14 protein-coding genes are annotated in these 12,945 nt (G+C 67.9%); 1 reads left to right on the top strand and 13 read right to left on the bottom strand.

Annotated elements, in window-relative coordinates:
- Nucleotides 1-32 precede the first annotated feature (32 nt).
- The 5 genes from AC1RVY_RS01335 to AC1RVY_RS01315 all read right to left on the bottom strand — a co-directional run bounded on the left by AC1RVY_RS01335 (nt 33) and on the right by AC1RVY_RS01315 (nt 4,834).
- Nucleotides 33-1,076: a diguanylate cyclase gene (locus tag AC1RVY_RS01335; protein ID WP_492245363.1), complete on the bottom strand. Its 1,044-nt coding sequence runs from the start codon at nt 1,074-1,076 to the stop codon at nt 33-35.
- A 133-nt stretch (nt 1,077-1,209) separates the two neighbouring features.
- Nucleotides 1,210-2,490 (bottom strand): TRAP transporter large permease, encoded by a 1,281-nt coding sequence (locus AC1RVY_RS01330; RefSeq protein WP_492253337.1) that lies wholly within the window; start codon nt 2,488-2,490, stop codon nt 1,210-1,212.
- A complete protein-coding gene (locus AC1RVY_RS01325) occupies nt 2,487-3,065 on the bottom strand; it encodes a TRAP transporter small permease (protein WP_492804968.1) in 579 nt (192 codons plus the stop codon). Before AC1RVY_RS01325 ends, AC1RVY_RS01330 begins: the two co-directional genes overlap by 4 nt.
- A 188-nt stretch (nt 3,066-3,253) precedes the next feature.
- Nucleotides 3,254-3,703, bottom strand: a complete 450-nt coding sequence (locus AC1RVY_RS01320) for a type II 3-dehydroquinate dehydratase (protein ID WP_218294782.1) — start codon at nt 3,701-3,703, stop codon at nt 3,254-3,256.
- Between the two features lie 129 nt (nt 3,704-3,832).
- On the bottom strand, nt 3,833-4,834 hold the full coding sequence (locus tag AC1RVY_RS01315; protein WP_492804966.1) for a TRAP transporter substrate-binding protein: 1,002 nt from the start codon (nt 4,832-4,834) through the stop codon (nt 3,833-3,835).
- Between the two features lie 199 nt (nt 4,835-5,033).
- On the opposite strand from AC1RVY_RS01315, the gene AC1RVY_RS01310 reads away from it, so the two are divergent.
- Nucleotides 5,034-5,819, top strand: coding sequence for an IclR family transcriptional regulator (locus AC1RVY_RS01310; protein ID WP_492804964.1), 786 nt, complete (start codon nt 5,034-5,036; stop codon nt 5,817-5,819).
- 15 nt (nt 5,820-5,834) lie between these two features.
- Here AC1RVY_RS01310 and AC1RVY_RS01305 read toward each other — a convergent pair whose 3' ends face one another.
- The 8 genes from AC1RVY_RS01305 to AC1RVY_RS01270 form a co-directional block, all read right to left on the bottom strand.
- Nucleotides 5,835-6,413, bottom strand: coding sequence for a methylated-DNA--[protein]-cysteine S-methyltransferase (locus tag AC1RVY_RS01305; RefSeq protein ID WP_218294779.1), 579 nt, complete (start codon nt 6,411-6,413; stop codon nt 5,835-5,837).
- Nucleotides 6,403-7,308 carry an SDR family oxidoreductase gene (locus AC1RVY_RS01300; RefSeq protein ID WP_492245367.1) on the bottom strand — a complete coding sequence of 302 codons (906 nt, stop codon included), beginning with the start codon at nt 7,306-7,308 and terminating at the stop codon, nt 6,403-6,405. Before AC1RVY_RS01300 ends, AC1RVY_RS01305 begins: the two co-directional genes overlap by 11 nt.
- A complete protein-coding gene (locus AC1RVY_RS01295; RefSeq protein ID WP_492245368.1) occupies nt 7,305-8,249 on the bottom strand; it encodes a glutathione S-transferase family protein in 945 nt (314 codons plus the stop codon). Before AC1RVY_RS01295 ends, AC1RVY_RS01300 begins: the two co-directional genes overlap by 4 nt.
- A gap of 40 nt (nt 8,250-8,289) precedes the next feature.
- Nucleotides 8,290-9,981, bottom strand: coding sequence for an isovaleryl-CoA dehydrogenase (locus AC1RVY_RS01290; protein ID WP_492804962.1), 1,692 nt, complete (start codon nt 9,979-9,981; stop codon nt 8,290-8,292).
- Entirely contained in the window at nt 9,978-10,430 is a 453-nt protein-coding gene (locus tag AC1RVY_RS01285) for a GNAT family N-acetyltransferase (protein ID WP_218341107.1), read from the bottom strand. The genes AC1RVY_RS01290 and AC1RVY_RS01285 overlap by 4 nt, the downstream gene beginning before the upstream one ends.
- Nucleotides 10,430-11,446 carry an NADP-dependent oxidoreductase gene (locus AC1RVY_RS01280; protein ID WP_218294774.1) on the bottom strand — a complete coding sequence of 339 codons (1,017 nt, stop codon included), beginning with the start codon at nt 11,444-11,446 and terminating at the stop codon, nt 10,430-10,432. The genes AC1RVY_RS01285 and AC1RVY_RS01280 overlap by 1 nt, the downstream gene beginning before the upstream one ends.
- A gap of 94 nt (nt 11,447-11,540) precedes the next feature.
- Complete coding sequence (locus tag AC1RVY_RS01275) at nt 11,541-11,972, bottom strand: PaaI family thioesterase (RefSeq protein WP_218294773.1); 432 nt, start codon at nt 11,970-11,972, stop codon at nt 11,541-11,543.
- Between the two features lie 154 nt (nt 11,973-12,126).
- On the bottom strand, nt 12,127-12,918 hold the full coding sequence (locus AC1RVY_RS01270) for an SDR family oxidoreductase (protein ID WP_218294772.1): 792 nt from the start codon (nt 12,916-12,918) through the stop codon (nt 12,127-12,129).
- Between the last annotated feature and the right edge of the window lie 27 nt (nt 12,919-12,945).

The raw sequence follows: 12,945 nt of genomic DNA, 5'->3' as shown, positions 1-12,945 counted from the left end.
ACGCAAGGCGCCGGGCCCGCGCGCGCTGCCTGTCAGCCCGCCCCGTCGGCCAGTTCGATCCGGTTGCGCCCGCCCTGCTTGGCGCGGTACATGGCGCGGTCGGCCAGGCGCACCAGCATCTCGGGCAACTCGTCGCGCTGCGGCTGTACGCTGGCCACCCCGAAGCTCACGGTGACGATGCCCAGCGGCGCCCCTTCGTGCGGCAGCGCCAGCTGATGGATCGCCTCCTGGATGTGGCGCGCCACATCGGCCGCGGCCTGCAGGTCGGAGCCGGGCAGCAGCACCACGAACTCCTCGCCGCCAAAACGCGCTGCCAGCTCGCCCTCGCGCCGCGCGCCCGTCTGCGCCAGCGTGAGGGCCAGCGCCTGCAGGCAGGCATCGCCCGCGAGGTGGCCATAGTGGTCGTTGAAGTGCTTGAACACATCCACGTCCAGCATGATGAGGGCCAGCGGCGTGCGGGCCCGCTGCGCGCGTGCCCATTCACGCGCCAGGGCATCGTCGAAGTGCCGGCGGTTGGCGATGCCCGTGAGACCGTCGGTATTGCTCAGCAGCTCCAGGCGCTGATTGGCCTGCGCCAGGGCCTGGGTGCGCTCCTGCACCAGCGCCTCGAGTTCGCGGTTGCGCTGGCGCAGCTCCTCGATGGGGTACACCTCGCTGCCACGGGCCTTGCCGAACGGGATGGAGACGCTCACGTGCGCGATCTTCCAGTCGCCTCCCGCCTCCTGGCCGCCCTCGCGCCGGAACAGCACCACCTTGCGCGCAGTCTCGCGGGCAAACAGCGCGTCGGGAATAGGCAGGTGGATGTGGAAGAAGGCGGTGGCGGCAAGCAGGTCGGCCCCCAGGTCCTGCACGAAAAGCTCCACCATCTCGATGCCGATGCGCGCTGGGACCTGCGCGAAATCCTGCTGCGTTACCTCGATCCATCCGGCACGGGTCTTGACCAACTGGTCGCTGCTGCCCGCGAAGCCGCTGAAATTCTCGCTGAAGCGCGCCAGCAGCCGGGCATCGCGCGCGGCATACATCTCGATGTACTCATCGAAGAGCATGCGGGTCAGTCGCTCGCGTTCCGGTGACATGCGGTGGGTCCTTGTCGGGTGCTGGGGGGATGCGCCGCCGCGCGCGGCCCGCGCCAGCAGGCATGTTTTGAATGTAACACCCGCCCTGTCCCCGCGAAAACACGGAACTACCCTGCATCCTCCACGCCCCGCTTCAGCCGTGGAACCACTTCGCGGGCCAGGTCACCAGCCAGGGAAAGACCACCATGAGGAACATGATGGCGAACTCCGCGACCATGAACGGGACGACCCCCTTGGTCACATCGTCCATCGACATCCTGCCCACCCCGGCCACCACGTTGAGCACCGTGCCCACGGGCGGGGTGACGAGGCCGATGGAGTTGTTGATGATGAACATCACGCCGAAGTAGACCGGGTCGATCCCTGCCGCGTTGACCACCGGCATCAGCACGGGCGTGAGGATCAGGATGGTGGGCGTCATGTCCATGGCGGTACCCACGGCCATCACCAGCACCATGATGGCCGCCATGAGCAGGATCTTGTTGTCCATGAAGGGCTGCAGCAGGCCCACCACCTTGGACGGCAGGTCGGCCACGGTGATGAGCCAGGCGCTCACCATGGCCGCGGCGATGAGGAACATCACGATGGCGCTGGTCTTGGCGGCGGCGACGAAGATGCCGTAGAGGTCGCGCCAGGTGATCTCGCGGTAGATCACTGCCGAGACGAAGAGCGCGTACACCGCCGCCACGACAGCCGCCTCGGTGGGCGTGAACACCCCCATGCGCAGGCCCACGAGGATGATCACCGGCAGCATCAGCGCCCAGAGGGCCTTGCGCAGGGCCGTGAGGATCTCGCCAGCGGACTTGCGCGGCGGCGGCACGATCTTCTCGCGCCGCACCAGGAAGGCCCAGGTGAGCCACAGCGCGGCGCCGATCAGGATGCCCGGCACGATGGCCGCGAGGAACAGCTTGGAGATCGACACATTGGCCGCCACCCCGAAGATCACGAGACCGATGCTGGGCGGGATCACCGGGCCGATGACGCCGGTGGCCGCGATCAGCCCGCCGGCACGCGACTTGTCGTGCCCGGCCTTGACCATCATGGGCAGCAGCAGCGCCGTGAGCGCCGCCGCATCGGCCACGGCCGAGCCCGACAGGGCCGACAGCAGGCAGCCGGCCATGATGGTCACATAGCCCAGCCCGCCCTTCACATGGCCCACCATCGCCAGGGCGAAGTCCACGATGCGGCGCGACAGGCCGCCCACGTTCATGATCTCGCCCGCCAGCATGAAGAAGGGCACGGCCAGCAGCGGAAAGCTGTCGGCCCCGCCGATCAGGTTCTGCGCCAGGATCTGCGCGTCGAACAGGTCCAGGTGCCACATCAGCGCCACGCCGCTGGCCAGCAGCGAGAACGCGATCGGGATGCCCATGGCCATGGCCAGCAGCAGCGATCCGACAAAGACGAAGATGGTCATCGCGCGGCCTCCTTGCCGCGCGGCGCATCGGTGGTGCCTGCCGAGCCCAGGATCTGCTGCAGCTGCACCGCCTCTTCGGACTCCTGCACCATCACCAGGTCCTCCTCGGCGATCTGGCCGCTGAGCAGCTTGTACAGGTCGATGGCCAGGATCAGCGCCGCGCAGACGGCGAACACCAGGCCCGCGCCGTAGACGATGGCCATGGACGCGCCCGTGGTCGGCGCCGTCACGTCCCAGTTGATGCGCGCCTGCGCCAGGCTGCCCTGGAACAGCAGCCAGACGATGTAGAGCATGACCCCGTGCCCGAGGGCTAGGCAGGCCTTCTTGCCGGCCGCCGGCAGGCGCTGCACCACCATGTCCACCCCCAGGTGGCCATGCTCGCGCAGCGCGACGATGGCACCGAGGAAGGTCATCCAGATGAAGAGCCAGCGCGACACTTCTTCCGACACGGTGATGCCTGAATTGAAGCCATAGCGCAGCACCACGTTGCCGAACACCAGCACCACCATCAGCGCGAGCAGGGCGGCGATCACCGCCTCCAGGCCGCGACAGGCGCGGTCCATCCATCTATGCATGTTGTATGTCCTAAAAACACCCCCTGAGGCGCTTCGCGCCTTCCCCTCTCTCGTCTCGCTGCGCGAGTCGGGAGGGGGACGCCCCCAGTGCGGCGGGGCGGCCCTTGCACGGGGGCCCTGGCTTGGGCTGCGCCAGTTTTGTGCATTGCGCGCAACGCGCAGCGCAGTGAATCCTGGCGGAACGGCGCTCAGGCGGGCTGGGAGGCTTCGCGCAGGCTTTCCACCAGCGAGCGCAGCGCGGCCAGGTAGGAATGCGGACCGAAGCCCTGCACCGTGGCCTTGACGGCCGGCGAGATGATGGAGTGCGCGCGCCAGGCCTCGCGCGCGGCAATGTTGGACATGTGCACCTCGATCACCGGGAAGGGCATGGCCTTGATCGCGTCGTGCAGCGGCACGCCATGCTGCGTGAGGCCGGCAGGGTTCACCAGCGCGCCCTGCGCCGCGTCGATGTGCTCGTGCAGGAAGTCGATCAGCGCGCCTTCGTGGTTGGACTGCAGGATGCCGAGTTCCACGCCGAGCTCGGCAGCGAGCTTCTGCAGGCGCTCGTTGATCTGCGCCAGCGTGGTGGTGCCGTAGATATGGGGTTCGCGGCGCCCGAACAGGTTGAGGTTGGGGCCGTGGAGGACGAGGATTTTCATGGGGTGTTCAGGGTTGGGAGCGGCTGACAAAGCTCAGCGAAGCGGTTCTGGCTAGGCGCTGCGTCGAAGGCAGTGCGAATAGCACGACAAGACGCAGCAACGACGCCAGAAGAGTTTTGCCAGGCGCTCTTACTTGCGGATGCGGGCGAGTTCGCTGTTGTAGAGCTTCACCATGGCCGGGTCATAGGTGGCCGCGAACTTCTCGATCACCGGCTTGGCGATCTGCTGCATGCGCGCCAGCTCGGCCGGCGCGATCTCGTTGTAGGCCATGCCCTTGGCCTGCAGGTCACCCACCGAGCGCTGCGCTGCGGCGCGGCTCACCTGGCGCTGGTAGCCGCGCGCCTCGTTGGCGGCGTCGTTCATCATCTTCTGCTCGGCGGGCGAAAGCTGGTCCCAGAACTTCTTGCTCACCAGCACGATGTTGGCGGCGTACACGTGGTTGGTGGCGCTCACGTACTTCTGCACCTCGAACATCTTGTTCGACAGGATCACCGCGTACGGGTTCTCCTGGCCGTCCACCGCCTTGGCTTCCAGCGCGCCGTACAGCTCGGCGAACGGCATGGGCACGGGGTTGGCCTTGAAGGCCTTGAAGGTCTCGAGGAACACCGGGTTGGGGATCACGCGCAGCTTGAGGCCGTCGAAGTCGTCGGCCTTGGTGATGGCGCGCTTGCTGTTGGTCACGTTGCGGAAACCCAAGTCCCAGTAGCCCAGGGCCACCAGGCCCTTTTCAGGCAACTTGGCGATCAGCGCCTGGCCCAGCGGGCCGTCGAGCAGGGCATCGGCCTGGGCGAAGTTGGCCACGGCGAACGGAAAGTCCACCAGCCCGAATTCCTTGACGATGCCGGCCAGCGAGGTGGTCGCCGGTGCCGACATCTGCTGCACGCCGCCCTGCAGGGCCGACTGCTGCTGCAGCTCGTTGCCCAGCTGCGAGGCAGGGTATTCCTGCACCTTGAGCTTGCCGCCGCTCTTGGCCGCCAGCAGTTCGGCAAAGCGCTTCACGCCAAAGCTCACCGGATGGTCCGCATTGTTCAGATGGCCGAAGCGGATCACGCGCTCTTGCTGCGCAGCGGCAGGCAGGGCCAGCAAAAAGGACAGGCCGGCGGTGGCCAGCAGGCAGGCAGTTTTCTTCACGGGGGATCTCCATCAAAAAGGGACCAAGGCTTGCCAAGGCACGACCGAAGTCGCCGCCGCAGCACTTGGGAGGCATCGTAGAAAAAAGTGGAAAGTGTTTCCATAGTAGAAACCCTTTAACAATTTTTGGTACATTGCTGCCGAACCGGTGCCGACGCTCCCAGCGTGCGTCCGCACAAATCTTCGAAAGCCATTGCCCATGAGCAGCATCCTCGAGCGCAGCTTCAAAGTCCTGGAACACCTCGCGCCCCACCCCGAAGGCAAGGCGCTGTCGAACCTCGCGTCCGAACTGGACATGCCGCTGAGCGCCACGCACCGGCTGCTGGCCGAGCTGGTCCGCTGCGGCTATGTGCGCCAGGAACACAACCAGGGCAACTACATGCTGACGATCAAGCTGGTGTCGCTGGGCCTCGGGTTCCTGAGCGCCAGCGGCATCGTGGACATTGCGCAGCCTCTGCTGGACCGGCTGGCCGCCGAATCGGGCGAGCTGGTGCGCCTCGCGGTGGTGGATGGCGACGAACTGACCTTCGTGGCCAAGGCGCAGGGCGCGATGCGCGGTCTGCGCTACGACCCGGACATGGGCCTGTCGGTGAACCTGTCGTGCAGCTCGGCCGGCCACGCGTGGCTGTCCACGATGACCGACGAGGAAGCCCTGGCGCTGGTCGCCAGGCGTGGATTTGGCAAGCCCGAGGACTACGGCCCCAATGCGCCCACCACCGTGAAGGCGCTGCTGGCCTACCTGCAGGCCGCGCGCGAGCGCGGCTTCAGCATGATCGTGGAAGTGTTCGCCCCCGCCATGACCGCCATGGCCGCGCCCGTCCGCAGCAGCCACAACGGCGCGGTGATCGGCGTGGTCACCATCGCGGGGCCTCTGGTGCGCCTGACCGAGGAGCGCATGCTGGCCCTGGGCTCCGCTCTGCTGGCCACCACGCAAGAACTCGCCATGGCCAGCAGCGGCTCGGCCCTGCTCAGAAAACGCGGGTAGGCCCTGAGGCCGGCATCAGTCCCGTGGCGCGAAGAGCGCCAGGGTCTCATGGGCGAACGCGCCCTCGATCTCCAGCATGCGCATCTTGGTGGCGGCCCCCCCACCGGCCGAGAAGCCGCCGGTCTTGCCGCCCGCCGCGAGGATGCGGTGGCAGGGCACCACGGGCGCGAAGGGGTTGTGGCCCAGCGCCTGCCCCACGGCGCGCGCGGCGCCGGGCTCGCCCAGGGCGGCGGCCATTTCGCCATAGGTCATGGTCTTGCCGGGCGGTATGCGCCGGGCCAGCTCGTAGACACGGGCATTGAAGGGCGGCACGCCCTCGGTGGCCAAGGGCACGTCGAGCAGGTCGTCGTGCGCGCCCGCGAGCAAGGCCACCACGCGGGCCGCCCAGGCGGCCACTTCGGGTGGCATGGGCGATTCAGGCGCACCCGGAAAGCGCCGCTGCATGCGCGCACGCGTGTGCGCCTCGCCCTCGTCCTCGGGCAGCTGCACACCGACCAGCAAGGGGCCATTCCAGGCCAGGCCACAGTGCCCCACCGCCGTCGAAAACAGCGCGAAGCCCTGGGCTGCTGCAGGCCCGCGTTTTTCAGTCAGCACGCAGGGCGGCCTTGAGCTGGGCGCCGATCTCGGGCTTGCCCGCGAAGGGGTCGGTGGGGTTGCGGCCCTGCAGCACGTCCTCCATGCGCGTCTGTACGGAAGCCAGCGCCTTGGGGTGGCTGTAGATGTAGAACTGGCCCTGCGAGGCCGCGTCGAACACTTTCTGCGCCACCTCGGCCGCCGTCACCTTGCCGCTGCCCACGGCCTTGTCGCTCATGGCCTGGCCGATGAGCTGGCTGCGCGTGGGCTTGCCGGCCTGCAGCTCGCCTGGGCGGTTGCGGTGGCTCTGGGCGATGCCGGTGGGCACGAAGTACGGGCACAACACGCTGGCGCAGATCTGGTCGGTGACGAGGGCCAGGTCCTGGTACAGCGTTTCGGACAGGCTCACCACCGCGTGCTTGCTGACGTTGTAGATGCCCATGTTGGGGGCATCGACCAAGCCGGCCATGCTGGCCGTGTTGACGATGTGGCCGCGCCAGGCGGGGTCCTTCTTGGCGGCGGCGAGCATCATGGGGGTGAACAGGCGCACGCCGTGGATCACGCCCCAGAGGTTCACGCCCAGCACCCACTCCCAGTCCTTGGCGGTGTTTTCCCACACCAGGCCGCCCGCGCCCACGCCGGCGTTGTTGAACACCAGGTGCGGCGCGCCAAAGCGCTGCTCCACGTCCGCCGCCAGCTGCTCCATCTGCGTTGCGTCGGACACGTCCACCTTGCGCGCCAGCACCTGGACACCGGCGGCCTGCGCCTCGGCGGCGGCCGCGTCGAGCGCGTCCTGCTGCACATCCACCAACACCAGGTTCATGTGGAGGCCCGCGCCGATGCGCGCGCATTCCAGGCCGAAGCCCGAACCCGCGCCGGTGAGAACGGCTGTCTTGCCTTTGAAATCGTCGATCATTTGGTGGCTTCGGCCTTTCGCAATGTGTAGCCAATCCGGGGAAAGTGCACGTGCACCGTGCCCGCACGCGGGTCGGTGCGGCGCAGGGTGTAGCGCGTGCGCGTGGCGGCGATCAGTTCGCCCTCCGTGGGTTCGGTGCCAAAGCTCTCGGCGGCGATCGTCACCGGGCTGCCCAGCGGGATGCCGTGCTCGTCCTGGAACACGTCGTCCGCCAGGGGCAGCGGGTCCAGCCCCGCCGCCACGGTGATGGCGTCCTCGGCGCTCAGCTTTTCCATGCGGCCATGGCCCAGGGCCGCCACGCGGTCCATCCATTCGAGCAGCGCGGGCGTGGCGTTGAAGATGTCGGCCATCACCGGCACGCACTGGCGCGTGAACCACAGCGGATGGTAGGCGGCAAAGTCGGCCAGGCAGGGCTCGGCGCCGAACAGGAAGTCATGCTCCTCGGCCATGTGCGCGATGCGGCGCAGGTAGGAGCGGTAGGCTGCCGTGGCATCGGCCGGGCGCAGGCGCTGCATGCCGGCGCTCATCTCGCGGCGGTCTTCGCCAAAGGCCTGGGCCGCGGCCGGCGGCAGGTTGGCGAACATGGCCGATGCGCCCTTGGGCTGCAGGTTGTAGGCCATGGCGGCCCAGAACAGCGTGGTGTCGGCCCACTGGGCGAAGACCCGCGCCACGCCCTTGAGGTGTGGCGGGTAGAGCACGGGCTCCGGCTGCACGTGCTCGAGCACGTCGCAGACCAGGGCCGAGTCGCAGTAGATGTCGGCACCGATCTGCAGGAACGGCGTCTTGCGGTAGCCGCCCGTGAGCGCCACCACATCGGGCTTGGGCGCGATGCTGGGGATGATCACCGACTTCCAGGCCAGTTGCTTGTAGCCCAGCGCCAGCCGGATCTTTTCCGAGAAAGGGGACGAGGGGTAGTGGTGCAGGATCAGGGAGGTGGTCATCGGGGGCTCTCCGGCAAGGCTGTGGTGGTGGGGGTGCCGCTCATGCAGGCAGCGCGCGGTCCAGCAGGGCGTCGAAATCCACGCCCGCGCCCAGCGTGCCGAAACTGTAGCCCCAGTCGCCGCCCAGGCGCGCATCGCAGAAGGCGCCGAACACGCTGGCCGGCGCGCTCCTGTACAGCAGCGCCGCCTGCACGGCCAAGGCCACGTCCTGCGCCAGGCGCCGGGCCTCGGCCTCGGTGGTCATCGCGTCCACGCGCAGCGGCAGCGCGCTGGCCATGCGGTCGAGTGCCGGGTGGGCGCCGCGCGCCGGGGCCAGCTCGTCCGCCAGGGCCGCCGCCGTGTCGGCGCGGCGCACGGCGCGCAGCAGATCGAGCGCCATGATGTTGCCCGCGCCTTCCCAGATGGAGTTGAGCGGCATCTCGCGGTAGATGCGGGCCATGGTGCCTTCGCCGCCCTCCTCCACATAGCCGTTGCCGCCCAGGCACTCCATGGCCTCCTGGGCGAACGCGCTGCCGCGCTTGCACACCCAGAACTTGGCCACGGGCGTGAGCAGGCGGGCCATCACGGCCTCGTGCCCACTGCTGTCTTTTTGATCAAAAGCGCTGGCAAGCCTTATGGATAGTGCGGTAGCCGCTTCACTTTCAAGAGCAAGATCGGCCAGCACATTGCGCATGAGCGGCTGGTCGATGAGCTTCTTGCCAAAGGCCGAGCGCTGGCGCGTGTGGTGCAGCGCGATGCTCAGCGCCTGGCGCATGAGGCCGCTGGTGCCCAGGGCGCAGTCCAGGCGCGTCATGGTGCCCATCTCCAGGATCTGGGCCACGCCACGCCCCTCCTCGCCCACGCGCCAGGCCAGCGCATCGATGAACTCGACCTCGGAACTCGCGTTGGCGTGGTTGCCCAGCTTGTCCTTCAGGCGCTGGATGCGGATGGTGTTGACGGACCCCTCCCCTTCACCGGGCAGCACGCGCGGCAGGAAGAAGCAGGTGAGCCCGCCGGGCGCCTGCGCCAGGATCAGGAAGGCATCACACATGGGCGCCGAGAAGAACCATTTGTGCCCGGTGATGCGGTAGCGCGGGCCCCAGGCGTCCTCGCCATCAGGCACCGCCTGCGTGGTGTTGGCGCGCACGTCCGAGCCGCCCTGCTTCTCGGTCATGCCCATGCCCATGGTGAGCGCGGTTTTTTGCGAGAACAGGGCCAGGCGCGGGTCGTACCGCGTGCTGGCCAGGCCCGCGCTCCAGTCGGCCCACACGGCGGGGTTGCCGCGCAGCGCGGGCGTGACGGCGTAGCTCATGGAGACCGGGCACAGCACCGAGGGCTCGGCCTCGGTGAACAGCATGAAGCCCGCCGCGCGCTCGATGTGGGCATGCGGCACCGGCGCGCCCGCCGCATCCTTGCGCGACCAGGGCGTGGCGTGCAGCCCGTGGCGCAGCGCCGCGCCGATGAGCGCGTGGTAGCTGGGGTGGAACTCCACCACATCGGTGCGGTGGCCGAAACGGTCGTGCGTGCGCAGCTGGGGCTGGCAGGTGTTGGCCAGGCGGGCATGGGCCTGCATCTCGGCGGAGCCCATCTCGGCGCCCAGCGCGGTCAGGCCTTCCAGCGGCAGCGCCGGGCTGTGCAGGCGCAGCGCATCCTGCAAGGGACGGTTGGTGGTGAACAGATTGACGTCGGCCCAGGGGGTGCTCTGGTTGAACACCTCATGGGTGCTGGCGGGGCGGGCAGCGGCAGTGGTCATGATGGGCTCCACAACATTTCGATATGGGGGATATCGTCTTCGAGGTATTCGTCCGACACGGCCGCGAAGCCCAGGCTGCCGTAAAAGCGCTGCAGGTGGGCCTGCGCACTGATGCGGATGGACTGGCCGGGCCACGCACCGCTGCAACGGGCGATGCCTTCCAGCATCAGCGCCCGGCCCGTGCCGTTGCCGCGCGCCTCCCGGGCCGTGACCACGCGGCCGATGGACGGCTCGGGGTAGTTCACGCCCGGGTCCACCACGCGCAGGCAGGCCTGCAGCGCACCCGCCTCGCCATAGCCCAGCAGGTGCCACGATTGCTTGTCCGCGCCGTCCGGGTCCTGGTACGGGCCCTGCTCCAGGATGAAGACCCTGCAGCGCAGGGCCAGGGCGTCATGCAGCGCGTGCACGCCCAGGTCATCGAAGCGGGCCCAGACCCAACGGAGCGTCATCAGATCAGCTTCACCAGTTGCTTGCCGAAGTTCTTGCCCTTGAGCAGGCCCAGGAAGGCCTCGGGCGCGGCGGCAATGCCCTGCGCCACCGTCTCGCGCGGGCGCAGCTTGCCGGTGCCCACCAGGGTGCCCAGCTCCTTGAGCGCCTCGGGCCACACTTCCATGTGTTCACTCACGATGAAGCCCTCGATCTTCATGCGGTTGATCAGCATCAGCGCGGGGTTGGCCATGGGCAGGGGCTGGCCGTCATAGCCGGCGATCATGCCGCACAGCGCCACGCGGCTGAAGGCGTTCATGCGCAGCATCACGGCATCCATGATCCAGCCACCCACGTTCTCGAAGTAGCCGTCGATGCCGTTCGGGCAGGCTTCCTTCAAGGCCTTGGACAGGGCCTTCACATCGCTGTGTTCCTTGTAGTCGATGCAGGCGTCGAAGCCCAGTTCCTCGACCGCATAGCGGCACTTGTCGGCACCGCCGGCAATGCCCACCGCGCGGCAGCCGCGCGCCTTGGCCAGCGCGGCGAAGGCGCTGCCCACGGCGCCGGTGGCGGCGCTCACCACCACGGTGTCGCCTTCCTTGGGGGCGATGATCTTCACCAGGCCGTACCACGCCGTCACGCCGGGCATGCCCACGGCGCCCAGGTAGTGCGACAGCGGCACATGGGTGGTGTCCACCTTGCGCAGCGCGCCCACGGCATTGCCGTCCACCACGCTGTACTCCTGCCAGCCGCCCATGCCCACCACCTTGTCGCCCACGGCGTACTTGGGGTGGCGGCTCTCGGCCACCTCGCCCACGGTGCCGCCGATCATGACCTCGCCCAGGCCCTGGGACGCCGCATAGCTCTTGCTCTCGTTCATGCGGCCGCGCATGTAGGGGTCCAGGCTCAGGTAGTGGTGGCGCACCAGCACCTGGCCGTCCTGCAGCGCAGGCGTGTCCACCGCCACCAGCTTGAAGTTGCTGGCCACGGCCTCGCCCTGGGGGCGGTTGTCGAGAACGATCTGTTGGTTGCGTGGCATGGGAAGCTCCTTGAACATTTGCTACTATTTTGATAGCTTCTAGCGCTTATCCATCAAGCGCCAGTGGCCATTTTTACTCAAATTCTGAGCGGACTCAGTCGGTGGAAATCACCTTGAGGCCATTCGCGGTGCGGCTGTCCACCGGCAGGCGCTTCACGTACTTGAAGGTGCCGGTGGCGTGGCTGCACACCTTGCCTTGCGCGTCGTACACCGTGCCTTCGGTGAACGCCATGGTGGCGGTGCGGTGGATGAGCCGCCCCTTGGCCACCAGCGGGCCGCGGGCGGGCTGCATGAAGCTGGTCTTCATCTCGATGGTGACCACGCCCATGTCGGGCGTCTCGCTGCGCGCGGCCGTGGCCATGGTCACGTCCAGCAGCGTCATCGACGCGCCGCCGTGGGTCACGTCGAAGGAGTTCAGGTGCTCGGGCCTGGCTTCGTAGCGCAGTTCGGATTCGCCCTTTTCCATGCGGTGCAGGGTGAAGCCAAGGTGGCTGACAAAGGGAATTTCGACACCAAAACTTTTCACGGCATTTCCTCAGTACACAAACTCAAAAACTGGCGCGGCCCCAGCCAGCGACCGCCGCGCAAGGGCCGCCCCGCCGCGCTGGCGGTGTTCCCCTTCCCGGCGAAGCCGAGAGAGGGGGGGAAGGCGCGAAGCGCCTCGGGGGGTTGTACTCCAACTAGCCGCCCGTGACGATGCTCACGCCGCCATCGACCGCAAGCCACTGGCCCGTGATGTGCTTGCCGGCATCGGACGCATACAGCGCACACAGGCCCTTCAAATCCTCATCGTCGCCCAGGCGGCCCAGGGGAGCATGCGCCGCCAGTGCTTCCTCGCCCATGGCCTTCAGGGTACCCACCGTCATCTTGCTCGGGAAGAAGCCTGGGCAGATGGCATTGACGCGGATGTTGTAGGCGCCCCATTCTGCCGCCAGCGCACGGGTGAAGTTGATCACCGCGCCCTTGGAGGTGTTATAGGCAATGGTATTCATGCCCTTGGGGTTGCCGCCCAGGCCGGCGATGGATGCCACATTGATGATGCTGCCGCCGCGGCGGCCGATCATGCTGTGCTTGGCGATGTGCTGGGAGAGGATGAAGTAGCCGCGCACGTTGAGGTTCATCACCTTGTCCCAGGCCTCCACGGGATGGTCCTCGGCCGGTGCGCCCCAGGCGGCGCCCGCGTTGTTCACGAGGATGTCCACGTGGCCCAGGCGCTCCAGCGTCTCATCGGCCAGGCGGCGGATGTCCGCCTCGTTGGCGCAGTCGGCGGCGATCCAGCGGGCGTCGATGCCGGCGGCCTGCAGGTCGGCGGCGGCTTCTTCCAGGTCGGACGCCTTGCGCGAACTCAGCACGATCTTGGCGCCGGCCTCGCCCAGCGCGTGGGCCAGCTGCAGGCCCAGGCCGCGCGAGCCGCCGGTGACGAGCGCGGTCTTGCCAGTCAGGTCAAACAATTGTTGGATGGTGCGGGTCATGGGTTGTCTCCTTGGGTTGCTCTGGAT

It is taken from the genome of Acidovorax sp. GW821-FHT11A03 (genome assembly GCF_058809075.1).
This window is presented reverse-complemented; position numbering and strand designations above follow the sequence as displayed.

What these genes read in the sequence shown, in the direction of transcription:
- AC1RVY_RS01335 (WP_492245363.1), bottom strand. Translation starts at nt 1,076, where the DNA reads ATGTCACCGGAACGCGAGCGACTGACCCGCATGCTCTTCGATGAGTAC.
- AC1RVY_RS01285 (WP_218341107.1), bottom strand. Translation starts at nt 10,430, where the DNA reads ATGACGCTCCGTTGGGTCTGGGCCCGCTTCGATGACCTGGGCGTGCAC.
- AC1RVY_RS01295 (WP_492245368.1), bottom strand. Translation starts at nt 8,249, where the DNA reads ATGACCACCTCCCTGATCCTGCACCACTACCCCTCGTCCCCTTTCTCG.
- AC1RVY_RS01320 (WP_218294782.1), bottom strand. Translation starts at nt 3,703, where the DNA reads ATGAAAATCCTCGTCCTCCACGGCCCCAACCTCAACCTGTTCGGGCGC.
- AC1RVY_RS01280 (WP_218294774.1), bottom strand. Translation starts at nt 11,446, where the DNA reads ATGCCACGCAACCAACAGATCGTTCTCGACAACCGCCCCCAGGGCGAG.
- AC1RVY_RS01300 (WP_492245367.1), bottom strand. Translation starts at nt 7,308, where the DNA reads ATGATCGACGATTTCAAAGGCAAGACAGCCGTTCTCACCGGCGCGGGT.
- AC1RVY_RS01310 (WP_492804964.1), top strand. Translation starts at nt 5,034, where the DNA reads ATGAGCAGCATCCTCGAGCGCAGCTTCAAAGTCCTGGAACACCTCGCG.
- AC1RVY_RS01270 (WP_218294772.1), bottom strand. Translation starts at nt 12,918, where the DNA reads ATGACCCGCACCATCCAACAATTGTTTGACCTGACTGGCAAGACCGCG.
- AC1RVY_RS01330 (WP_492253337.1), bottom strand. Translation starts at nt 2,490, where the DNA reads ATGACCATCTTCGTCTTTGTCGGATCGCTGCTGCTGGCCATGGCCATG.
- AC1RVY_RS01290 (WP_492804962.1), bottom strand. Translation starts at nt 9,981, where the DNA reads ATGACCACTGCCGCTGCCCGCCCCGCCAGCACCCATGAGGTGTTCAAC.
- AC1RVY_RS01325 (WP_492804968.1), bottom strand. Translation starts at nt 3,065, where the DNA reads ATGCATAGATGGATGGACCGCGCCTGTCGCGGCCTGGAGGCGGTGATC.